16 protein-coding genes are annotated in these 24,609 nt (G+C 39.5%); 7 read left to right on the forward strand and 9 right to left on the reverse strand.

Features of this window, described 5'->3' with window-relative positions:
* Positions 1 to 247: 247 nt before the first annotated feature.
* Complete coding sequence (locus tag BVC89_RS23175) at positions 248 to 1,315, forward strand: lipase family protein (protein WP_086933488.1); 1,068 nt, start codon at positions 248 to 250, stop codon at positions 1,313 to 1,315.
* A 114-nt stretch (positions 1,316 to 1,429) separates the two neighbouring features.
* On the opposite strand, the gene BVC89_RS23180 is transcribed toward BVC89_RS23175, so the two are convergent.
* Together BVC89_RS23180 and BVC89_RS23185 are read right to left on the reverse strand one after the other, a co-directional pair.
* Complete coding sequence (locus tag BVC89_RS23180) at positions 1,430 to 3,448, reverse strand: alpha/beta hydrolase family protein (RefSeq protein ID WP_086933489.1); 2,019 nt, start codon at positions 3,446 to 3,448, stop codon at positions 1,430 to 1,432.
* A gap of 186 nt (positions 3,449 to 3,634) precedes the next feature.
* Positions 3,635 to 4,594 (reverse strand): hypothetical protein, encoded by a 960-nt coding sequence (locus BVC89_RS23185; RefSeq protein WP_086933490.1) that lies wholly within the window; start codon positions 4,592 to 4,594, stop codon positions 3,635 to 3,637.
* Between the two features lie 344 nt (positions 4,595 to 4,938).
* Between BVC89_RS23185 and BVC89_RS23190 the strand changes: the two genes are divergently transcribed.
* Positions 4,939 to 5,859 carry a LysR family transcriptional regulator gene (locus BVC89_RS23190; RefSeq protein WP_086933491.1) on the forward strand — a complete coding sequence of 307 codons (921 nt, stop codon included), beginning with the start codon at positions 4,939 to 4,941 and terminating at the stop codon, positions 5,857 to 5,859.
* Between the two features lie 194 nt (positions 5,860 to 6,053).
* Here the strand turns inward: BVC89_RS23190 and BVC89_RS23195 are convergent, their stop codons facing one another.
* Both BVC89_RS23195 and BVC89_RS23200 read right to left on the reverse strand, forming a co-directional pair.
* Positions 6,054 to 6,911: a sensor histidine kinase gene (locus BVC89_RS23195; protein WP_158658087.1), complete on the reverse strand. Its 858-nt coding sequence runs from the start codon at positions 6,909 to 6,911 to the stop codon at positions 6,054 to 6,056.
* 142 nt (positions 6,912 to 7,053) lie between these two features.
* Complete coding sequence (locus tag BVC89_RS23200; protein WP_086933493.1) at positions 7,054 to 7,710, reverse strand: response regulator; 657 nt, start codon at positions 7,708 to 7,710, stop codon at positions 7,054 to 7,056.
* Between the two features lie 505 nt (positions 7,711 to 8,215).
* Between BVC89_RS23200 and BVC89_RS23205 the strand changes: the two genes are divergently transcribed.
* Complete coding sequence (locus BVC89_RS23205; RefSeq protein ID WP_216825029.1) at positions 8,216 to 8,791, forward strand: hypothetical protein; 576 nt, start codon at positions 8,216 to 8,218, stop codon at positions 8,789 to 8,791.
* Positions 8,792 to 8,947: 156 nt separating this feature from the next.
* Here BVC89_RS23205 and BVC89_RS23210 read toward each other — a convergent pair whose 3' ends face one another.
* On the reverse strand, positions 8,948 to 10,876 hold the full coding sequence (locus tag BVC89_RS23210; protein ID WP_158658088.1) for a S9 family peptidase: 1,929 nt from the start codon (positions 10,874 to 10,876) through the stop codon (positions 8,948 to 8,950).
* 284 nt (positions 10,877 to 11,160) lie between these two features.
* A complete protein-coding gene (locus BVC89_RS23215) occupies positions 11,161 to 14,115 on the reverse strand; it encodes a TonB-dependent receptor domain-containing protein (RefSeq protein ID WP_086933495.1) in 2,955 nt (984 codons plus the stop codon).
* Positions 14,116 to 14,704: 589 nt separating this feature from the next.
* Here BVC89_RS23215 and BVC89_RS23220 point away from each other — a divergent pair.
* Complete coding sequence (locus BVC89_RS23220; protein ID WP_086933496.1) at positions 14,705 to 15,004, forward strand: SET domain-containing protein; 300 nt, start codon at positions 14,705 to 14,707, stop codon at positions 15,002 to 15,004.
* Positions 15,005 to 15,027: 23 nt separating this feature from the next.
* Here BVC89_RS23220 and BVC89_RS23225 read toward each other — a convergent pair whose 3' ends face one another.
* The 3 genes from BVC89_RS23225 to BVC89_RS23235 are packed head-to-tail and all read right to left on the reverse strand — an operon-like array spanning position 15,028 to position 18,585.
* On the reverse strand, positions 15,028 to 16,401 hold the full coding sequence (locus BVC89_RS23225; RefSeq protein ID WP_086933497.1) for a sigma 54-interacting transcriptional regulator: 1,374 nt from the start codon (positions 16,399 to 16,401) through the stop codon (positions 15,028 to 15,030).
* Positions 16,398 to 17,153 carry a hypothetical protein gene (locus BVC89_RS23230; protein ID WP_086933498.1) on the reverse strand — a complete coding sequence of 252 codons (756 nt, stop codon included), beginning with the start codon at positions 17,151 to 17,153 and terminating at the stop codon, positions 16,398 to 16,400. Before BVC89_RS23230 ends, BVC89_RS23225 begins: the two co-directional genes overlap by 4 nt.
* Positions 17,143 to 18,585 (reverse strand): sensor histidine kinase, encoded by a 1,443-nt coding sequence (locus tag BVC89_RS23235; RefSeq protein ID WP_086933499.1) that lies wholly within the window; start codon positions 18,583 to 18,585, stop codon positions 17,143 to 17,145. The genes BVC89_RS23230 and BVC89_RS23235 overlap by 11 nt, the downstream gene beginning before the upstream one ends.
* A 359-nt stretch (positions 18,586 to 18,944) precedes the next feature.
* Here BVC89_RS23235 and BVC89_RS23240 point away from each other — a divergent pair, with 359 nt between their 5' ends.
* From BVC89_RS23240 to BVC89_RS23250, 3 genes are all read left to right on the forward strand, one after another.
* Entirely contained in the window at positions 18,945 to 19,193 is a 249-nt protein-coding gene (locus BVC89_RS23240; protein ID WP_158658089.1) for an EF-hand domain-containing protein, read from the forward strand.
* A gap of 635 nt (positions 19,194 to 19,828) precedes the next feature.
* On the forward strand, positions 19,829 to 22,957 hold the full coding sequence (locus BVC89_RS23245) for a hypothetical protein (protein WP_086933501.1): 3,129 nt from the start codon (positions 19,829 to 19,831) through the stop codon (positions 22,955 to 22,957).
* Positions 22,958 to 22,966: 9 nt separating this feature from the next.
* Complete coding sequence (locus tag BVC89_RS23250; protein WP_086933502.1) at positions 22,967 to 24,607, forward strand: hypothetical protein; 1,641 nt, start codon at positions 22,967 to 22,969, stop codon at positions 24,605 to 24,607.
* Positions 24,608 to 24,609 lie beyond the last annotated feature (2 nt).

Below are 24,609 nucleotides of genomic sequence, written 5' to 3' on the forward strand. Positions count from 1 at the left end.
ATTCTCATAAGTGTTCTACCGGAAAACATAATAGAACACTTTATGTCCACTTTAGGCTTAAACATGTTGCTATAGACGAAAGCAAATGCATGTGGCTTCACAATAAAGCTAAATAACAATATTTAAGCAGAGAAGCAACATTAATAAAGCTATAGCACTGCTTATATTATGTTCACAATAAGCCTCTAGAAACTCCTAGCAAAATAGTGTTTACTGCAAATCAAATATCATCTGATCAAGGTTGTATATGTCAAATATATTAGTAAGTTCAACAGAAGAACTAGCTGAGGTCGAATATCTACTATCTAAGAAAATGCCTCATTACCGGCAGGCTTATAGTGATAGAACATCGTGGCTGATGGCTTGTATAGCAGAGCTTTCCTATTTGAAGTTTAACCCCATATTCAAGCATAAAGAGAAGGAATACCTTGTCGAAAGAGTGGCCAGCATTCTTGATCAGCACAAAATGACGCCATTGCTTAAACTCATTAAAAGTTTTGAGTACGATCCAGAAGAAGAAAGGAAAAAACTAGAGGAAAACGCTGATTTTTTACAAATGGAGTTAAAAGAAACATTTGATAATGATGGCGTACAAGCAATTTTATTAGAGAGCGACACCTCGATTATCTTGGCATTTCGAGGAACCGAGCCCAACAGTATAAATGACATAACAACAGATTTTAAGTCTTCCACAATCCCCTGTAAGTCGGGAGGAAAAATACATTCAGGCTTTAGCCAGGCCTATGATAAAGTAGCCGTCGACATTCAAATCGCATTAGATAAAGAACAAGCACAACACAAGCCTTTGTTTATAACAGGCCATAGTTTGGGTGGAGCCTTAGCTACTATAGCAGCAAAAAAACTTACTCATACGGCAGGTATTGCAGCATGTTATACATACGGTTCTCCTAGAGTTGCAGATAGAGTTTGGTTCAGTGATATGAAGACACCTCTTTATCGCATCGTGAATGCCGCAGACCCTGTCACCATGATGCCCACAGGTGACGAATTGATTGGCTTACTGGCTTGGCTATCAAAATTTATACCTTATATTGGTGACGATATTAGAAATACATTGCTATCGAGATTTAGTGGTTATTATCACGGTGGGGATATGCGTTATTTAACTAACTGCCCTCAGGGGTATTATGAAGATGTTAAATTACTATATTCTGTTAGTTTTTTATTCAGAGTAAAAGCATTTATTGTGAAAAAAATGCCCTGGTCAAAAATATTGACGGATCACTCTGTGGAAATTTACCGGAAGAAGCTAAAAATAATTGCTTACAATAGGCAGTGCAAAAATACCCAATAATTATAGTGCTAAGGCTGTAAGTAAATAAAAATACACCTTTAAATTTCGCATAATAGTATTTAAGGGTTGTATGCCATTTATTAATAGTCTGCTAAGCAGACTATTTTACTGGGTTTATTGAGCTTTAGCTGCAGGGATAGCAACATCTTGTCCTATATGCTTATCTAGAAACTTAATGAGCCTACTGTATAAATCTTTGCGGTTTCTCATGCTCCAAACTCCATGGCCGCTATCGCCATACAATAACCATTTTGGCTCCTTGCCTGCGCGTTTTAAAGCTTTGCGCATTTTTTTTGCATGTATGAGTGGTGCCCTTAGATCTTCTTCGCCGTGAATTAACATTACTGCTGCTTTGATTTGATCGGCATAATTAACCGGCGAGAATTCTCTTAATTGCTGCTGATCGTGACCAAGTACTTTTTGCAAATATGCCTCCCCACCCCATAGATCAGGAATATCACCTTTAGAGTACATTAATTCCAGATCGTAAATACCAACATAGCCAATACTACATTTAAAGGTATCAGGTTCTCGTACAGCAGCCATTAACGAAGCGTAACCACCATAGCTTGCACCAAAAATACAAGCGCGGTTTGCATCGATGGCTTCTGTCTTAAAAATATATTGAGTGCCATCAAGAATATCGTTAATTATGCCGCTACCCCACTGGCGATTGCCCATATCCTCAAACTTATTGCCATAACCACCACTACCGCGAAAATTTATCTGTAAAACAGCATAGCCTCGGTTGGCAAGTAGTTGCACTTCATCATCGTATTGCCAATAATCTCTAATCCCGTGAGGGCCACCATGAACCAGTACAACCAAAGGTGATTTTTTACCACCTTTAACTTCAGGTAAAGTAAGAAAGCCTTTAATTTTAATACCATCTCTAGCGTTGAACGCTATATGCTTTACCGGACGCATCAACCTTGGATCGACCCAGGATTTATTTATCCAAGCGAGTTGAGCCTTTTTGCTTTCGGTATTATAGAGATAGTACTCTCCCGGATTTATATCACTCTCGACACGCACTAAAATAAGTTTTCCATCCCTAGTTCGGCTAGTAAAAAATATATCTTGCCCCTTAAAAGCTTTTACTAGTTTCTTATGATTTTTAACAACATTACTATCTGAATCGGTATAATAATATTGGGTTTTATCCGGATAAGCGACACCTACCACAGGCTTTAAGCTATGTGGATCATAAATCCAATTATTAATATTGGACTCAGTATTGTTAAACACTTTTACCAATCCACCTTCAGCAAAGTCTAATTCATAGACATTAGTCAAACCGGCATCCCCTTCCGCTACTTCGAAATAAGCTTTGGTAGAGTCTCTACTTATGGCAACAGGTTTGATATCGTCATCAATACCAAGGGATTGCGACAACATTTGCCATTCTTGCTTATTTTTCTTTCGATAAGCCGAAAGAAATTTATTGTCTTTTGTTTGCCAACGAATAAAATTAACGTTGCCGTTATCGTCGGCTAATGCAGATACATTGTTATAAGGAATAAATTCAATTTTTTTCTTTTTCCCTGAATAAATATTTAATTTACTTATAATTGCAGAGCGCGAACGCCTGTCGTACCAGTAATTTCCCTGCTGTTCCCAAGGATATTCAATAATTAGAATATGTTTCTTATCTTTTGGCAGGACGTTGAGTACCTCTAAACTGGAATAATTATCATCCTTGGTGAATAGACGAGAGCCAGTGCGTTTATCACCGGCGCGATAGCCGTAGAGATATTTTGCCTTTGAGTTATCGATATTGATACCAAATAACTCACCGGTAGAAAATTTACTATCATGACCTGGGCGTCTTTCAGCTATTTCGTAGATAACGCGTTCATCGCTAACCCAAGCTACAGAATGGATGTCACCACCACCGAAAGCTCTAGTACCGCCAACTATTTTTCCTTGTTCGATATTGATAAATATTAATGCCACACCGTCTTTACCTCTAAGCCTGCCAGCTAGATGTTTACCGTCTGGCGATATTTTTATATCGAGATAATCCCCATGTTTAATAAACGTTTCGATAGGCAAGACTTCCGCGCGCAAAGAAAAGGTACTAAAGACGAAAAATAGAGTAGATAAAAAATATATAAGTTGACGTTTATCCATAACGCAGATGATCCTTTAAGTAAATAATATAGCCTACACCGAGGTATTAAGAGTATAGCTGGGGATAAGTAATGGAAGAATATGATCCTGAGAAGAAGGGGGGGTTAAATGGGTGCTAATAAGTATGAAGTGCATCTCGAATCCTTTCAAATAATCACTATCCCTAAATTAGGATGTATAATAGCATTAATTGACTAATAATTTCTTACGTACTTTAGCCAACGGCGCATTATCATTATAGACAATCTCATCGCCTTTCATACTAACTCCCAGCTGCTGCCAGAGCTGATCCAAGTCGATATGAGTATACTGTAATGCCATCTCGCGGTAGTTGCGCTTAAATGCATCGACTTTTAAGGCATCGTCCCCTAGTTTCATTAAATCGAGAATATCAGCTTCACGCACCATAGTATGACCAGATGCTGCAATATGCCTCAGAGCATCGCGTATACCATGGCGATTGTCTGTTTGTCGGCGGATATCAATATCCACGAGCAAGCAAAATAGCGCGCCTCCCCAATAGGTTCTACCCCAGGTGGCAGTATTATCCAAACCCGTTTCATGGCGCTTGGGGACACCGTTAGGCATCCCCTTCATAAAACCTCGCCAAACATAGTCTTCTGTTAGATCACCCGCCTGCAAGCGTGAGATAGACTCCACGTAAACCGCAAGTCCCTCTTCAAGCCAATGGTGTTTACGTCGCACATTGGCCATGGCTAGATGTGCCATTTCATGCACCATCACCCAATCTTTTATAAACGATTTTTCAGTGGCATTTTTGCCTACCCAAACGTTAATAACCGGCAGCTCTCCACCGAATACAATGCCTGAACTAACACTGTCTCCTTCTCCTTCGATTAGTGCAATTACCAAATTGGATACCGGAAAGCCATCATAATATTTAGCTACCGTTTGGGCCGATTTTTCCACCCAAATCAAAGCTTGCTCTCTAAGTTTCTTTAAACCACCATCAGTGAACACCACCTCTATCTCACTATCACCTATTTTAACAAGCTCCCCTGTATCGGAAGAAACTTTACCTTCCTCGGTGTATGATGCTGGTGAATGCACTAAAAACCAGAGGCATAGAAATATTGCCAATGAAGGCATATTGAAACGAGGCAAACTTCGATAAGTCAACAGCATAAGAACTCCACAATCAACACCTACATACTATATTAATTGGCGTAGAAAGATTATAGTGAAAAATTACCTTTACTTGAGTTCGAGAGCTTACCAACACTAAAAGTTCTCACAAAAGCCCACCTAATGAAAAAACTTTTTACGCAATCTGCCAACAGGCGAATGATTTTAACCCTTTCTCTTATGCATTAATTCCATCTATACATATTTCATAACATGCTGCATACTATTTCTGGGGCTCGATGATGAGGCAATGTCTCTATTTTAAGCCAAAGGCCTATTGATTTCGATATATTTGGAGCATCCAACTAGGCCACACTAACATTAGATAATTATTAGAAAAACTTATGGAACTCAAGTGGTTAGAAGATTTTATCTGCCTTGCAAACATCGGTAGTTTCTCCCAGGCAGCGGAAAATCGCAATGTAACACAATCGGCTTTTAGCCGCAGAATTATGGCCCTTGAGAAATGGCTGGGCACAACGTTAATCGATAGAACATCTCATCCGATTCGTCTAACGGAAGATGGTACACGTTTTGTTGAAACAGCGAAGCAATCTGTTCATCTGTTCCATAAGGTTAGAAATGATTTTAATAGTGAGGACAGCAGTAAACGACGCTCTTTGACCATAGGTATTGCTGACCATTTAGCAATACATTTCTTTCCTTCATGGTTGCGGCAAATAGAAGGTAGCTCTCCTGAATATTATTTTGCGTTGTTGTCGAGCATTAAATCTGGAGTTAGTTTTTTTGAATCTCTGCGTTCGCAAGAATATGACTTCCTCATTTGCTATCGAGGTGCAATTAATGTCAGCTTACTCGATCCCAAAAACTTCGCTTCTCTCACTCTAGGCCAGGAATCACTAATCCCTGTATGTAAGTCATCACTACTAGAAAGCATGCGGTATTTCCTACCAGGAACCCCAGACAAACCTCTGCCTTATATCAGCTACAAACCCTACTCTTTGCTCGCTAAGGAGGTTATTCAACTTACCACACTTAGCAGTGTCGCACCGATTTATCTGGAAACGGTAATGGAAACCAGCTCTGCTCAGAGTATTAAATCTCTAGTAATGCAAGGTTATGGTGTCGCCTGGCTACCCGAGTCTGCTGTGGAAAAGGAAATACAATCAGGAGAGCTGAAAGTGATTGGCAATGAAAAGTATTATATTCCGTTGGTCATTGAAATTCACCGCCATATGCTCAATACCAAGGCAGAAATTATGGGTTTTTGGCAGAAACTTGTGAATAACTACATGGACACATAAGACCTATCTTCGTATTGTTCACTTAAGTAAGCCTATTCACCCCTATTTTAAATAAAAGTTAAGCGACTATAGCACTGCTTTAAATTTTCCAAGCTTACATTAAAGAAATATTTTAAAAACAAAGAAAATGAGAAAGGGGCTATTTTATAGCTAATTTATGGCTGACAAGCTCTATAGCTGACGGGCGTTATTTTTTAGTAATCCAATGGAAATTCTATGCATACCGATAATCCTTTACCTTTAGGGTTATCATTGAGTGAAAGTGTACCTGAGTGCAATTCAATAATACGCTTTACAATAGCTAAACCAAGCCCAGTTCCAGAGGTATTCTTGTTATCTCCTTTTTGAAAACGCCTTAACACACGCTCACGCTGATCCTTATTAATACCCACACCAGTGTCGGTTACTTGCAATCGAGCAATATCATTATTGCGTGATAGGCAAATCTCAATCTTACCGCCTGCAGGTGTAAACTTAAGTGCATTACTCAATAAGTTTTGCACTAAGATAATAACGCTTTCTTCGCTTGCATGAATATAGTGGTGTTCATTTTTTTCTGAGTAAAACGTAATATGAATATTGTTGTTAAGTGCTTCAACATTAAATTCATCGACAATTTTTTCGCAGATCTGACCTAATTCAATTTTATCCATAGATAGGTCTACTTGATTCCCTGTCAGGCGCGTAATAATGAGCAACTGTTCAACCATCCTGGTGGCCCTGTCTACCGATTTTATAACGTTATTTAATGCAAGTTCTCGTTCTTCATCAGTATGACTTTGCATAGCTAGCTGTGTTTGCAAACGTATACCCGCCAGTGGCGTTCGCAATTCATGGGACGCATCGGCTGTAAACATTTTTTCCTGCTGAATTCGATCTGCATCATACTCGAGTAGAGCATTAATGGCTTCACCCAGTGGTTTAAGTTCTAATGGTAAATTTTCTGAATCAACAGGTATACGGTCATCATTTACCTGATCTTTAATGTTTTCAGCAAGATCGACAAGGTATTGAAATTTTTTTATCGGAATAAGGTTACTCTGTTGCCACATAATATATGTTACGAGAAATACCGATAGTGTAACAAAGGAAATAGAAAGAATAGATAGACTTTCCAACAGGTGTATCGGTATTGCGATTACCCACAATGAAATAAGTGTGAAAACAGCGAATGATAATGTGCGACTTTTATTTTTAATGCTTGATTTGATAGCCTGCATGACGAACCGTTCGTATAATGTTTTTACCTAATTTTTTTCGTATGCCATGTATATGAACTTCAACAGTATTACTTTCAATTTCTGCATTCCACCCATACAGAGTATCTTCCAACTGTGCTTTCGATATAAGCCTCTCAGGCTTTTCCATTAAAGCATGCAAAATCGCAAACTCTTTGGCGCCCAGCTCAACCTCTTCATTATCGAGTAAAACTTTATGGCTAACTGGATCGAGTACAACATCACCAATTTGCAAAACAGGAGAGCCACTTCCGTTTGATCGCCGCCTTAATGCACGCATTCTAGCTAATAGCTCATTTAAATCAAATGGCTTTATTAAGTAATCATCTGCTCCTGCATCCAGCCCACTAATTTTGGAAGAGATTTCATCGTATGCAGTGAGTATAAGCACCGGCATTTGGTTATTTTCTCTACGTAATTTATAAAGTATATCTAAACCCGAACCATCGGGAAGACCGATATCCAAAATTAATATATCATATGTTTGTGTAACCAGTGCCGCCTGTGCAGATGCAACAGTTTCTACCCAGTCAACGGTATAATTATTGTTAGTCAAGCTTTGAACTAAGCCGCTTCCAATAATTTGGTCGTCCTCTACAATAAGTACTCTCATTTTGATGACCCCTGAATAAACAGGCACATTGCCTTATGTTCGAGTGATAATAATAAGTAGTCTAGGGCCTATTCATACCAGACTATTTTAAGTCTTGCCTATTGCGATCCCTAAGTTAAAGCGATTATATCTAGACGATGAATAATAATGTGAACCGAGTCAAGTATTTGCTACTGTGATACAAGCATATGTATATATTATTGTAGAAAAGTATTACTTATTTATGTTTTATCTTCTCATAGATTGCTCTGACCATTTTATCTATGATAGCTGATTTATTAATAAATTATTAACAACAACAATTAAGTGGATATTCATAATATCCTAACTTTTCTTTTTTGGTACTCAGTTCAAAAATCACATGCTTTTTTTGTCTTCTTAAGTTTGACTTAAGTTTTGTTATTTACATTCCCTGCACGTAGAAACGAACAAAAAATAAGTTCGTGTTTATGATCATCAACACTAAATTCCAATTTTATCTACGATAATCGAAAGGTAATAAACTATGACAAAAACTATTTCTATAATGATCAGTATGCTTGCATTGTCTTTAGGGAGTACCGTTTGTTTTTCTGATGATGACGATGACGCAATTACAAAAGCTGAAGTGTATGAAGCACAAAGAATTTGGGGAGAAGGCATCGTCGCCATCGGCGATGCTTATACAAATGGTGGAGATTATAAAGCTTTAGCCGCTGACCATGTGGCAACTCTTTATGCTTATGATCAAGACACTGTGCTTTTCAAACCGACTAAAGCTGCCGAACAACAATTCCGCCTTAACGAGCTCGATGCGGTTTCCTACTTTGTAACGGGTGTTGTTGCTGAAGATAAGGGATTTGCTCTGCAGACATGGTCAGCTGTTCGATTTGAAAATGCCGACATTATCATTGACTCTGATTCCGCTGTAGCCATGGGTAATTATTTTTTCACAGACGCCAATACGGGAGAAGAAGTTAAAGTAGAATTTACTTTTGGTTATGTGCGAGATAAAGATGGCGATGATGATGACGACGATGAAGAAGGTGGTGCACTTTTGATTAACCTTCATCACTCAGCGCTTCCTTACAACCCTAAATAGACCTAAATAATTCTCATTAACTCACCAGACCAATTTTTATAAGCAGTTTGAGAAGTATCCGCTAAGCGGTGGCTCCGGCCACCGTTTTTATAATAATTGAATAATAAAATAGATCTATATTGATGTTGGTTAAAACAATAGTTTTGGTCAAGACAATTATTTATCCACATGCTGCCAAGTATATTGACGCTCACGAACATGGCGTTCAAACCATTCTAGTTCTGCATTAATTTTAAATAAGCGATGACGCAGCTCACGATAGCCATGAGGTTCTCGCGGCGCGATATACAAAGTGGACTCCACACCCAAGTCTTGCAGAGCATGGTAGAGCATAATTGATTGAGCAGCTGGTACTCGCCGATCTCGTCCACCGACAAAAATAATTGTAGGAGTTGTTACTTTCCATAAGTCCTTTAAAGGTGAATTCTCACGATAGACATCAATGGGTGCATCTTTTTGCCACGGAGTACCACCAAACCAAGGGGTACGGCTATAACGTACATCACTATGACCGTACATGGAAACCCAATCAACAGCGCCAGCGCCTGAAGACGCGGCTTTAAAGCGGTTGGTATGAGTGATTAATTTATTTGTTAGATGGCCACCAGCACTCCAGCCGGTGGCAATTAATGCATTAGGATCGACAATTCCTTGTTCAATAAGATGATCGATACCAGACATAACATCGAGGTGCATATTATTAAAATACTTACCTACCGTGTCACGCATAAATTCATCACCATAACCACGGCCACCGCGATAGTTTGGAGAAAAATAGACATAATCCATAGCAGCCAAAAGAGGTATGTAAGTGCGCCATCGCAATTGTCCATATTGATCGGAACTCCTAGGCCCTCCGTGTGTGTGAAGTACCATAGGATAACGCTTGCCTTTTTGGTAATTCAGCGGTAAAGATAATAGCCCCTCTAGTTCAACGCCGTCATGGCTTTTCCAGCGAACAATTTTTTGTTGCGGTAGTAAAAACTTATCTTCTAAATGAGCAAATACCTCAGTAACTGCACGTAAGCTGCTACCAGGTTTTGACATTAGCCATATATCACCTCGGCTTTTAGGTGTGGCTAACACAACTAGATGCTTATTAGATTTAGCATCATAGTGCCACTGCTTTACGGTATGCTCGCCATCAGTTAATTGTTTGGCCTTACCCGTTTTAGCATTTAAGGCCCAAATCTCTGAGCGTACCCCCATATTCGCTTGAATATAAATATCTTTGCCGTTTTTCGCCCAACGGGCAGATTCCACTTCAAAAGTTTGATCGAGGGCGAGAGGTTTTATTTTACCATTGGCAATGGATAATATAAAAATATTAGCGTCATAAAAATAATCGCCTTTTTCGTTTATATCTGAAATAAATAAAATCTTTTTATTGTCTGGCGAGATCTGAATACGTCGTTCAGCAAAATTGTTATCCGTTAGTTGTTTTGGATTTTTACCATCACTACGAACAAACCAGATATCTGCATTGTGAGCATCGTCAATATTAATACCCGGGGAGCGGTTGTAGGCAATAAAGCGATTATCCGACGATAAGTCAAAGCCTGTCACATGAAATTTACCACTTGTGATATTAGATACAGATCTATCCTCAACATTGAGCTTCCAAATATGGCGATACGTCAACGCCCGCTCATAAGGCTGCATATCATCTTTCTTTTTTCTACGCTTACTCACAAGTTCACTAACCGGTTCATTGGCAAGAAAATATATCGACCTGCTATCACGAGTCCAGGTGTAACGCAAAATATCACTTTTATCGTCGGTAATAGGGAAAGCCTCACCGCCGGCTAATGGCAGAAGGTATAGCCTTTTATGGTCATCTTTTTCTCTCTCAGCGACAAAACTAATAAACTTACCGTCAGGAGACCATTGCAAGTTGCTTTCGCTGTAGACATCGAAAGTTAACTGGCGTACTTTTTTAGAGGCAATATCACTCAGCCAAATATCTCCTATTTGTTTATTTTTTTCCCAGTCACTGACAAACTTAGTATAGATAACAGATTTACCATCTGGGGATATATGCGGTTGTGATAGAGAAGGAATATTTAATACATCTACCGCAGTCATAGCTTTAGGCTTTTTTATAGTAGTGTTTTTAGCCAATAGGGAGCTTGTTGCGAATGAACTTAAAAAACACACTAACAATACAATAAAGATTTTTCTTTGCATAAGATTAGTTCAATTAATTATCGAGCAGAGCCATGGTAGAAAAATATAGGAAAAGTGCTGCTACTCTTATAGTTGTGAAAAATATAGTTGTGAAAAATACAATTCCGAAAATAGCCTTGAATGGTAAGGCTGACACTGTAAGAAGGTATTATTACTACCTCCTCAGTGGACTATCACGAATTCTAGAATCTCACATTTATGCCGGCATAGACATAACGTCCACGTATATTGCCATAAATATTATCGTGATTATCGGCACCACCACTAGTGCCAACTGGCAAGAAAGGCCCGTCGTTATCGAAGATATTTCTAGCGCCACCAAACAAGCGATATCTTGCGCCAGCAAAATCAAATCTATAAGAAAGGAATAGATCGTTAATGACTTCACTATCGATATCCAAATAAAATGGCTTTTCAGCATTAGGATCGTTTGCTAACGCTTCACGGTAATCATCTTCAAGATCATTGTCATCATTAATTGAGCCGAAATAACGCACACGCCAAGTGGCTCTAAAATTTCCATAGCGCCACGCTAAGCGCAATTGCGAACGGTCTTCAAAATTACCACTTGCAAGCTCACCCTTGTTATCTTCTATGATTAAGCCATCATCCCCCTGTCCTATCTGTTGGTGTTTAATGAGATGGGAGTGGATATAAAGTAGGTCATATTCTCCGGGTAAGCCAATACTACTTAACTCAAAATTGTAACGTAGCGTTGTGTCGACACCGCTAACTTCAAGTGAATCAAGATTTTGTTCGCGCTGAACTAAAGTGACAATTTGGCCATCATCGTCACGGGTGATCTGCTGACAGAAAAAGTTATTGTCACCAAAGTTATCTTCACTGCCATAGCACTGACGTAGAATTTCCGCATTCGAAAAAGAATCAATGGCATCTTCAATTTCAATACTATAGTAGTCCGTTGCCAGGCTTAAATTTTCAATAAAACTTGGTTGCCAAACAAAACCTGCGGTGTAGGTATCAGCGCTCTCTTCGACCAGGTCTTGGTTACCAGCATTGGGAGAGAATTTACTACTACTTTCATCTTCAAACGCTCCATTCTCCTGAATATTTGCCAGTACACCGGCATCACTACGACAGTTATTGGCGATAACACCAACAGAATCGATGGTGACGCCTTCACATATATCATCGAAGCTGTCTGAGTCACCACGTGGGGGAGAAAAAGCTTCTGTAAGGTCTGGAGCGCGTAAGGCTCGGTTGAAAGACGCCCTTACATTAAATTCTTGTACAGGAAACCATTGAATACCAGTGCCGAAGCTCGTAACACCGCCAACCTTATCGAGGCTGTAATCAGCATAGCGAAAGGAGACATCCATATTCAAGTCGTGGATAGCCGGCACATTCTTTATCAGGGGAATAGAGGCTTCAGCAAATACTTCAGATACATCAATTTTAGCATCAAAGGCTGGCACAAAGTTAGATGAATGCCCACCAAAACGATTGAGTTCATCTGGCGTTAAATCCATTTCATCTTCCCGGTACTCAAAGCCGAGCACTACATCAAAAGGACCTGCGGGCAACGAGAACAATGTACCTGTGGTATAAGCCAAGACATTAATCTGCTCCACCTCGGAAGTTAAACCTAAATCCGCGCGAATATAATCAGCCGCTTCAGGAGTAATAGAACCACGACCAAACAGATTCACCGGTACACAGCCGTTGGCTCTGGCATTAGCGTCAGCACAGCGTATAGCACCATCGGGGCCTACTTCAGCATTTAGACCCTGCCGTAAACTAACAATATTAATCTCATTAAAGCGCAATTGGGTCTGCTCATATTTACCGTAGCCGACACTGGCTTCCCAGTCCCAGTCGTTGGCGAAGGTACCGCGCAAACCGCCCCAAAACCTGGACGTTTCACGTTCGTTTAGGGTGCGCTGTAAACCTACTTCTACAAAACGACGATCCCAACGAATACCTCGACTGGATTCTGCATCAATAATCTCTTGTGGTGCAAAAGGGTTGTCAATAGGGATACGACCGGCTTGAATTAGACTGGAGGTTCCTGTCGCTGGATCAAATAAGGTGTGGGGATCGTTGTAGTCATCCCCCTCTGGTTCACGCAGATTGTCCGTATCTACTTTACTATATATAGTAGTAAAGAATGCTTCCAAATCATCAGAGAATTGATAATCTATTTTAATTGCAGCATTGAGACGCTCACGTGGAATTAATATATCGTCGTCGGCTCGAAAGTCGAAGCCATCTCGGTTGGTAACAAAATCCTGCTGTAGGCCTTCATCATTATACCAAAAGTTACTGCCGTCAAAGCGGCCACCATCAGGATCAGAACTTAAGTCCGCGTATTGATCTACTGTTAAGTCTCTCGCCGGCTGATCGCCATCAGCCGTTTCAAAAACATTGACACCATCAACATAATCCCAACTGGCCTGAATTAGCGCTCTGTCCCAGTCTTCGGCACGAATGCCTGACTCATCATCGTAATTGACACTGGCAAAAACATAGCCTTTGTTATCATTGAACTTGCCACCAAAACTGATATCAAATGTCTTATCATCAAAGGCACCGTCTCTGCCTTCACCAAAACGAGCATTAATCTCTACACCTTCATGATTTTTTTCGGTGATGATATTAACCACACCAGCAACAGCATCAGAGCCATATACGGCAGAAGCACCACCGGTAATTACTTCAACACGCTCAACAAAGTTAGCTGGAATTGTTCCTAAACTCACACGGTTACCGTTGGCGCTGTTGGATACGGTCCGACGACCGTCTATTAAAACTAAGGTACGGTTATCGTCTAGGTTACGTAAGTCGACCGACGACAGACCCGAGTTTTGCAAATTCGTTGTGGTATTTGTTTGGCTCAAGCCTGATACGATAGAAGGCACTTCCAATAAAACATCGGTCAAAGCATTGGAGCCTATTGAAATAATATCCTCTTTGTTAATGCTAAACATCGGCATCGGTGTGGAAAAAGTATCGCGTTTAATTCGCGAACCGGTAACAGTTACTTCTTCTTCGACAATAGCTGCATCATCGTTAAGGTTTTCATTAAGGTCAGCTGCTGTAACTTCTTGCGAGAAGGTATTGTGGTTAACTACAAGACCTACGGCGAAAGCTAATATATTGACAGAGAATTTTTTCATTACGATGCCCCATTTTTATGATTACCAATACTCGACTTCTCTGGATTTTATTTTTATCACCATTTTTTTTTATTTTTTTGCGGTGTTTATACAACGTTAGTATCTAGATTTTTTACCTATTACATCGATCTTGAATACTGAACTTATTGACCAATACTGTAAAAAAGTAGAAATTGAGGTGCCATATCAATTATAAAAATCCCCTGCGCTACAGCAATGCTGTTTATGGCATAGGTTATACAAAAAAATCATACCGCTTTTTGGAATAAAATATGGGACTTTAGATATTGAAGTAACCTTAATAATAAAGGCACCAGTGGAGTGCACAGTGCAATAAAAAAATTCTTATCGCACCGATAATGAACGCTAAAATACTTACTAAACAGAAGTTAAGAACGATCAACCCAAACAAGGTTTTCAATCTTAATGCTTCAATATATAGGATTTATCTTACTATCCATCAGTGAAATTAAATTTATCCTCAATTTAGTAAAGAATAAAAATATATTTCTTGATATTCTGCGATTTGATAATAATAATTTAACTCTTAAACTTCATGCATTATTAACAATAATATAAAGACGTCTATATGAAATCGAGCTTGGTTATAAAAAAAAGCGCCATTCATGGTAAGGGTTTATTCAGTACTGTAAAAATTCGAAAAGGCGAAGTGATAGGGATGTGTAAAATTAAGACATCGAAAAAGCAAGGGCCATACACACTCAGCCTGGAGGATGGCAATGATGTCGACGTTACTTGTAAACTAAAATATATTAATCATTCGAAGACACCAAATGTGGCATACTACAGTGATTTATCTGTAGTTTCCTTACGGTCTATAAAGCCTGGCGATGAATTGACTCACGACTATGGTGAGGAATGGCTGTAAACCTTCATTAAGGCATGTTCACACTAATGATTAGGATCGACTAGACGACGGTATTTTGTTGCATCTAAGTCGTGCTTATTGAGCAATTTGTAAAATTCTGAGCGGTTGCGCCTTGCTAATTTTGCAGCCCGAGTTACATTGCCGCAAGTAATGTGTAAAAGCTCCTCAAGATACGCGTATTCAAACTCGTCTCTAGCCTGGGCAAAGGGAGTGATGCTGCCACCGCTGGAATCATTGCGCAATGCGCGCAATACAAAGCTTTCAGGAATGAGAGAGGCTTTACACAAGACTGCGCATTGCTCAACCACATTGCGCAATTGTCTGACATTACCCGGCCAAGGTGCGGCCATTAAGGCCATCATAGCTTCTGATGTGAATCGATTAGGTGATTTTTTACTTTGTAGCTTAATATTTTTAAGAAAGGTATTGGCCAACAATGGGATATCTTCTCGGCGCTTGACTAAAGGCGGAATCTCCAGACAAACAACATTTAATCGATAATATAGATCTTCCCTAAATCGCCCCTCAGCAACAGCCTTGTCAAGGTCTTGATGGGTGGCGCAAACAACGCGAACATCAATAGCAACAGACTTGTTAGCTCCCACTGGACGAACTTCTCTTTCCTCTAATGCGCGCAACAGTTTTGACTGAAATTCCAAGCTCATATCACCAATTTCATCAAGAAATAAAGTACCGCCATTAGCATTTTCAAACAAGCCTTCTCGATTTGATGTAGCCCCAGAAAAAGCCCCTTTAACATGGCCAAAAAATTCACTTTCAAATAAGGTATCAGGTATAGCGGTACAATTAACACCGACAAAAGCTTTATCACAGCGGTCACTGGCTTGGTGAATGGCTTTAGCGAGTAATTCTTTACCTGTACCGCTATCGCACTGGATTAAAATACTAGCATCGCTCGCTGCAACAACTTTCGCGTCGGCGAGCAGTTTTTCCATAATACTGCTGCGCGTTACGATATGTTCTCGCCAAGCATTATTTGCATCCACACTAATATTACTCTGTGGTTGCATATTGAGAGCTACAGCATTCTGAATATGATTCACTAAAATGTCACCGTCGAAGGGCTTGGTTAAAAATGCAAAAATACCTTGTTTGGTGGCTTCAATAGCATCGGGAATAGTTCCATGTGCAGTCAAAACAATGACCGGAAGCAAAGGAAAACGATGCTTAATTTCTTCAAACAACGTCATGCCATCCATCCCATCCATTTGTAAATCTGTGATAACAACACAAGGAGGGCTTTCAATGAGATGTGTTAACGCCGCTTCGCCACTAGTGGCCGCCTCTACATCAAATTTTGAGCGACGTAAGCGAATAGAAATCAGCCTTAGTAGTCCCTCATCATCATCAACAACAAGTACTTTGGCAGCGGTCATAAATCAGACTCCTCAATACTATTATTAGGGATTGGCTCTCGTTCATTAATCTTCATTTCTATATCAGTCAGTGCATCGAGCTGTTTTTTCAGTTCCTTGTTATGCTTACGCTCGACTTGCAAACGAAACCGTAAGTCATTTTGTGTGTTAATATAAGAAGTTAGAAACTCTGCTAGCGCTTTGTAATTAGCATCAGCGCGGCTATTTTGCCGCACTCCATTTAGCAAGCTGGCAATATTTTTTGTATTGCGAGGGCTCCATTTTGACAAGCTTAAAAGGTAAGCTAGCTTAATTCTGTTAATAGCATTCGCATCTTCTTTGAATCTATCTTCCATCAGCTCAGTTTCTTGCTCAAGACTTGATGGTGAAAATTGTTTAGCATTGACAAAGTAAACAATAAGCTCTGCTACCATAGATGCATTTTTTTGTGTTTCGCTCAATACTTTTTTTTGTGAAACAAGTTTCTGTCGTTTTTTTGAATCGAGATCCATCTGATTGTAATAAGTATTAGACGTAAGTAAGTATTCATCATCCTGTTGCCCATTTATATCTTTATCTAAACTAGGTATACAATTATTAGCACAAGAAGAACGGATGACTGGCAGAGAATTTTCTTTATTCAATGACTCTTTTGTTTCCTTATTTAAGGACTGATTTTTTTGCAACGGTAATTTTTTTCCTGGTGATGACTGGCAGCCAGCAGTAAAAACAATACAAATTAAGTAAATTACGATAAAGGTTCTAGCGGCCATAATACAAACCATTGTTATCATTAGTAGGTAAGGTTATATGGAATAGCGCACCTTTACTTATATCCACCACTTCTATGCCACCCCTTAATCGGGTTACAATTTCTTTGACAATTGCCAATCCTAAACCGTTCCCAGCTAAAGGCCCTGATGGAAGCTCAGAGCCGCGAAAAAACAAATCAAATATTCTGGGGACACTATCACGTGAAATTCCCGGGCCACTATCTTGCACTGTAATCACTATATTTTTTTTCACCTTTTTAACATCGATCTTAATTTCTCCACCGTCTGGTGAAAATTTCACGGCATTAGACAGTAAATTATCGACAATGATTTTTATATGATTAGGATTAGCTGAAACGCTAATTGGTTCAATATGTTTTTGAATGGATAGTTTCTTAGTACTTATTGTCAGCTGATAAGGCAATACAACATCATTAACTAATGTGACAAAGTTAATAGTTTGAATATCACCGCCAGTAGCTGTCAGTTCATTAAACTTAAGTAAATTTTCGATGAGATACTGTAGGTGAAGGCTGCTTCTTTTAATAATACTAATAATTTCTTGTTGTTCGACAAAAGAAGTGTGATCACTCTCACTTGTAAGCAGCTGCGCCCCCTCACGAATACTCGCTAAAGGTGTTTTCAGCTCATGTGACATATTACGCAAAAAAGCTTGTTTTTGTTGATCTACCTCTCTAAGTCTGTCGCGCAACCAATTAAGGCGCACACCTAGCTCTCTTAGATCATGTGGTCCACCAACTTTTACATTTAAACTTAAATCCCCTCTTCCCAGGTCACGTACCGCCATATCCAATTGGCGAATGGGCTTAGTAATTAAAATTACAAATAAAATACCAAGAACCATCGTAATAGGTAGTGCCAAAAAAGCTTGTGCGAGTAACTGCTGTTTCAAGTCTTTAGCTTCGATGCCTAAAAATTCCGTCTGTTTAACAAGCATGGCATCCGTTTGTTCAACCAGTTGTAACGCATAGTTATGCAGTTGAGCAATTAAAGTTTCCACTTCACGAATGGTAGCTTTATTAGGACTTGGCTGTAATAAATGAAATAGGCGTTGTTCACCCGAATAAAGCTCATTAATTAGTTCTAAACGCTTCTTGTCAGGCTGACTCTGCCGAAAACTATTTAACAGCGCATGAAACTGATTTCTGTTAGTTATATACACTTCTTCTAGTGCGCTGTCCCCTAGTATTTGAAATTGATTGGCACTGCGCTCCATAGAAGTTAAATGATCAGCAAGTGAACGACTTACTAAAGTTTCATTTTTTACTTGTACCATGGTATTGGTATTTTTTTCGACTAAGTTATCTACCTGGTAAAGTGCAGTTAATACTGCCCAAACAAGGGGTAGAGCTACGGCGATAAAAGCAAAGAGGATAAGCTGCACAATAGATATTGTACGCACAATAGACACTAAAAATACCTGCAACCAAAACTTTAGATAGTCTTATTATAAATATTTTTTCCTAAAAAACTAAACTGTTGTCAAATAACAACATTTTGTTACTTTTTATTTTAACGGCCTATTAAGGCAGAAATTATAGACATCCAAGTAAGGATATAATTTAAAAATACAAAAAAAACTTAAATAGTGTTGCTAATTGACAACACTATTTAAATAAAAAACAAAAGAAAAAATTTGAAAACTCCCTGAAAGCCACTGAATATGCGGATATATTTTACTTGGCACAGATTTGGCTATATCAGTATTACAGCAAATGATTGCATCGATGTTTGATGAAGCACGGAGCACCAATAACTGGAGAGAGTAAGATGAATATACCATTTAGATTTAAAACACTTATCGCTATTACTGCCGTTTCTTTTATGGCGCTTCCCGCAATAGCTCAACAAGCACAAGGTGATCAAACAGGTTTTAGTGATCTAGACGCTGACGGTGATGGCAACATCAGTTTAGCAGAATCTAAAAGCCATCAATGGCTAGCAGAAAACTTTGCAGCGGTAGATACCAACAAAGATGGCTTAATCAGCAAAGAAGAATTCACACGCTTAATCAAGTAACACCTAATTTTTTTGAGTATGATTAGATAGGTCCTTTGCTTGATACCCGACGTTATGTCGGGTCTTTTTTATTTTAGTACCCTATTATTTTTTTTCCTTTTACTTTATTTAGACAATTTACGATATTGTTGATGACCTGAAGTATTTATATAAATATATTCTTTATCTACTATCAAATTATCTATTACCAGAGAAGTCAAAAAAGCTAATACTAAAAAGCCAAAATAAGAATTACTAACACAATAAGAACTACCAATACAAGTAGTAATTCACTACTTAAAATAGCGTTTGATTACCTCACGGTTAATATCTTAGAAGTATCCTCAAATTAAAAACCATTCAATAATTTTGCGTTAAAGGCTCATTTATAATAAGGAATCACCTCATATATAGCTACATGGGTTTCGCTATATGAGTTTTGAAGCATTTTTTGTTTGATATAGTTTTTCTATTAGTCTTGTGTTTAGGCTTATGTTTTCCTCAGCGCTCCCGGTTTCTCGAGTTTTTCAAATTTTTAGTATTACTATAACCTTAAATATTTATAGCATAAAAATATTCAATTTAATGCGGCATATTTAGCATTTTTTGGTATAATCAAGCGCTTAGAGGCGTAACCATGCACCAGGGAAATAACAATGAAGTTAATTAAAAAATCTCGTTTAGCATTTAAGGAGGGCAATTCAGATAAAGTCTATGAAGTTGACTTATGTGAACTGGCCAGCCGCAAAGATGAGCGTTATTTAGTCAACTTTCGCTATGGAAAACGAGGTCACAAGCTCAGAGAAGGCACTAAGACAGCCAACCCTGTTACATATGAAGCAGCGGAAAAACTATTTGACAGCGTCGTCATATCTAAGACCAACAAGGGCTATTATGACAGCAGTAACTCAGCAGGCGCCGCAGATCACAAACCTGCAACTTCAGTCGTTGACTCGGTCAATGATGAAGCTCCCATAGAGCAGATGCTAGAGCAACTTAAAAATGAACGTAAGAGTGAACACCGCAGCAGAATTATTTGGCGCTTGGCGGAATTAGGCGATAGCGATCTCGGAATCGAAATAGCAAAATACATAAAGCGTGGCGGTTGGCTAGAGGATTATTCCATTGCTTGGGCACTCGGACGTTTGCAAGCGACAAGCCAACTGTCAGATATAGAAACCTTATTAAAATCTAAAAATGAAGGCGTACGCACCATAGCTTTCGAGAGCAAACTATTACTCAGTGATACATTTGCAAAGCAAGAGCTACTCGCCGACGCGCTACAAAACCTACCAGTCGCGCTACGTGGAGCGTTAGATAGCGGTAAAGTTGTGAACATACAGCAGCAATTGAGCGCTGCTTGCAACTGGGATGAGATAGATACCAACATTTTACTGGTCAGCTGCTATCGCCTATCACTGATCTACCCTGCTTTACATCAAGCCCTACTGATGCAGTTACAATCACAAGTGTTTGCACCGGGCAGTTTTAAAGCCATACGCGCCATATATAAGGCTGCAGAATTGCGTCTTGATGCTAAGATGTTTGGCCTACTCACACAGCGTATCGAAACTACGCGCTCCTACTTTAACTGCTATGACTATGATTGGGCCTATATTCCAGACGGCGGCTATGTAACACCTTCAAAAGAGCTGAAAAAACCAGATAGTCGACTCGCTTACTCCAATAAAACACGAGATTACTTACGCCGCCGAAGCTGGCGTAGCTTATACCGGCTAGGTAGTGCTAACGATGGTCGTTATGTGGAAATGGCCACCTATGTTTTGTTGTCTATAAAGGACGAACACGCAGCACAAGAGCGAAACTCTGTGGTATATCGATGGCAAGAAAACGGCGGGCGCTGGGGAAGAGAATTAGTATCCAGCAAGAATTATGGTGGCTTTGCAAGTTTTTTAGCCTTTAATCATATTTTGTTCGAACACAGTGAAACATATCATTTAAGCCCAAGCGCCAGAGCCTGGGAGAAAGTGCAAGCACAGGATAATGCAGAACAAACAGAAACTCATCGAACTGAGTGCTTTCCCGATCTCTGGGATGGACAGCCTGACTATGCGCTATTGCTGCTAAAGCAAAGCTTATGTGAGCCTGTACATGCATTTGCACGTAAAGTTTTAGCATCAAACAGCATGTACACCAACACACTATCCGCGTCGGACATTGAAGTACTGCTATGTAGCCCTTATGACGATACCTGTCAATTTGCTCTGGCGATCGTAAAAAAACGTCTGCAAGAGAATGCTAGTGTGTTAACTTCAGATTTACTACTAGCATTATTACACAGCACTTTAAGGCCGGCCCGCGAATTTGGTTTGGAATGTTTAACTCGTGTTCCACTAACAGCCAATGATACTTATTTAATTGTAGATTTCTTATTGCTGCAACATAATGATGTACAACAAACTGTACTTAGTCATTTAGCAAAACTTAATTTTACTGCAGACTCAGCGAAAACTTTATTACATGCTGTTGTTAATAAGATTTGTGAGTATAAAGAAGAACTGGGTGAGAAACATATAGAAGCCCTTGCTGACTTCTTATTAAATCACCTCACCGAAGCCGTTCAAAATTTAGCACTCACTTTGGTAGAGCGTTTATTGAGCAGCGAACACATATCAAAGCAATTGCTGGGAGCATATTTACTAGTAGGACACGCCATAGACTTCAGCGATATCCCCCAAAAAATGCTGGAGCAAATAAATACTTCTTCGTCTGAAGCTGTTAGAGGGATGGCAGCGGCACTACTAGGCAAACAAACAGATGAAGCATTGGCCAATCAAATTCCCTTACTAGTAAGCCTTTATCAACAAGGAGAGGTTCACGAACGCAAATCGCTACTGACTATACTCGAACGTTTGGTAACAGCCGATTCTCAGTGGGCGATTGCAGTTATGCACGTTATGGTAAATTCAATTTTCACGAAAACCGAGAAGGAAGGACAACGAGAAGAACTTGAAACATTTTTTGCCAATCATCTACAGCAAGCGAGTAATAAGCTTGATAAAGACATGGTCTGGCGCTTGCTGCAGGCTAAGTCATCGACAGCACAAAGTATTGGTGCCAAAATATTAGTAACTCGGTATCATCAAGATTACTCCGTAAAACAATGGGCTTTACTTGCACGCAACCCCAATATACAAGTTCGACAATATGCTTTTGCAGCATTTTCTGAAAATATTGATCTTTGCCGAAACTACCGTAAAGATGCCTTGCTCATTCTCGATAATAACTGGCAAGATGGCCGCGAATTTGGCTTCCAATATTTTACAGACAATTTCACCGATCAGGATTGGGATCCCGCAACTATTGTTTATTTGTGTGATAGTGTAAGAGATGATGTGCAAAACTATGGTAGAGAAATTCTCCAGCGTTTTTTCAATGCGCAAGATGGCGCAGAGTATTTACATAAACTCAGTCAGCATCCGTCAAGTAATGTGCAATTGTTTGTCAGTAATTTTCTTGAAGAACACGCCGGTGGGCAAGAAGAAAAAATTCTCAGTTTACAGCAGTATTTCCTAAGTGTACTAAGTCAAGTAAATAAAGGAAGAATTTGTAAAGATCGTGTTATTTCTTTCTTACTGCATGAAGCAAGTAAGAATGAAAAGGTTGCTACTATGAGTGCCGAATTATTTACACGCATATCCTTAACTGTTGTGCATAAAGACAAATCATCACTGATTAAAGCAATGCTGCAATTACAGACATTGTACCCTAATTTAAAGCTGCCTATTGCAACAAAAAAACCGGCCATAAAAATATCTGCTTAAGGACCCCTCATGGAATTTCGCTACCGTTACCGAGGAAAAAGCCAAGTATCTAATGCCAGCGACAGCACCTCCCTGTCGTTCGCGCCAGACAGTTTGCGCCCACCAACATATTTTGTTGGTCAACTCAAACAAAAGCTGGTATTTAGGGAAGCGATCTCAGCTTTACACAAGGTGGTAACCTCTGATTTGCGCACGCAACCGAAAGATCGTTCGGTATATATGGAATGGCTTGAGTCGGAAAATGAACGATTATTAGCTGAGTTTATCAACAAAAAAAGCCAAGCAGAGCAAGAAGCTTTACCTCTACAAAAACGTTTGGCTGAATTAAATAAACAAAGTAGCGATATCTTAGGCCCCTACTTTAAAGCACAAAACACATATTTTAAGTATCTGTACAAAAATGATTACGATGCTTGGTTTGTCCTTGACCCAGTCATCACGGTACATCCTGATGAAGTGTTCTTCGAATGTTTTTCTGAAGACGAGTCAAGTTACGGCAAGCTCAGTTGCCGCTATGATATGTTTGACAATATCAGCGAAACCGCTTGTGGCACAACAAATATCGATTACTCGGAAGGTTTGTATAACGAGTTTCAAAAAATTCGCGACTATCGTAGTACCACATTGGCCATAGATCCTGACGGCTTTAGTATCCAAACAACAAATGAGGAACAATTCGACGAAAAGAAAATCGACCTACCTGAGAGTTGGGTACGCGGTTTTTTACAGGTGAGTTCGGCTATGACTATGCCGATGGTAAAACTCAACTGCCACCCAATGGATATCCATAATTTATGTTACACGCTACGTCGCAAGAAAGAGCGCATTGGGCCACGTGCCATGCGTTTTGAATTGGTACCAGGGAAAGCGATTAAAGTGGCGTTTGAACCTTGGAATAATGAGGTAGTGCTCGCTCGTAGTATTTATCAAGGGGAGAAACCACAAAATATTCGTGTATGGGGGCGACGGCGTCTGCATATACTGGAACGCTTAATACCTATCGCCGATAACTTTACACTCTATTTAATGGGAGATGGTTTACCCAGCTTCTACGTTGCCAATATGGGCGATATTAGTTTTACTTTAGGGTTATCCGGCTGGACGGCGAATGATTGGTCGCGTATGGGCAACTTCGATTTATTAGCACCAAGAGCCGAAGTGGATGAAATATCCATGAAACGTGTCTACAAGGCATTAACTGAGACTTGGCAGGAGTCCAGCCGATCACTCGCCCAGCGTTTGCAGTTGGATGAAGGTTTAGTGAAATCTGCTCTTTCTATTTACAGCCAGAGTGGTCAAGTACTTTTTGACCTCGCTTCTGGCGTATACCGCATTCGAGAATTAAGCCGAGAACCATTGCCTCTAGAATCTTTACGTTTTTCCAGTGAACGGGAAGAAAAAGCTGCAAATTTTGTAACAGCTAATCTGGTTGAAATAAAACAACATACACACAGAGAAGGTATAACACACTTAGAAGGGAGTGTTTTAGATAATGCTGTTTCAATGTCAGTGCGAATTAGTATAGACGCAGATCAAAGGCTAACAGATGCAATATGTCAATGTCATTTCTTTCAGCAAAATCAGTTACGCAAAGGCCCTTGCGAACATATGCTGGCGTTAAGGAAAATGGCAGCGAGTAAAGAAATATAATA

The sequence above is a fragment of the Agarilytica rhodophyticola genome (genome assembly GCF_002157225.2).
Taxonomy (GTDB): domain Bacteria; phylum Pseudomonadota; class Gammaproteobacteria; order Pseudomonadales; family Cellvibrionaceae; genus Agarilytica; species Agarilytica rhodophyticola.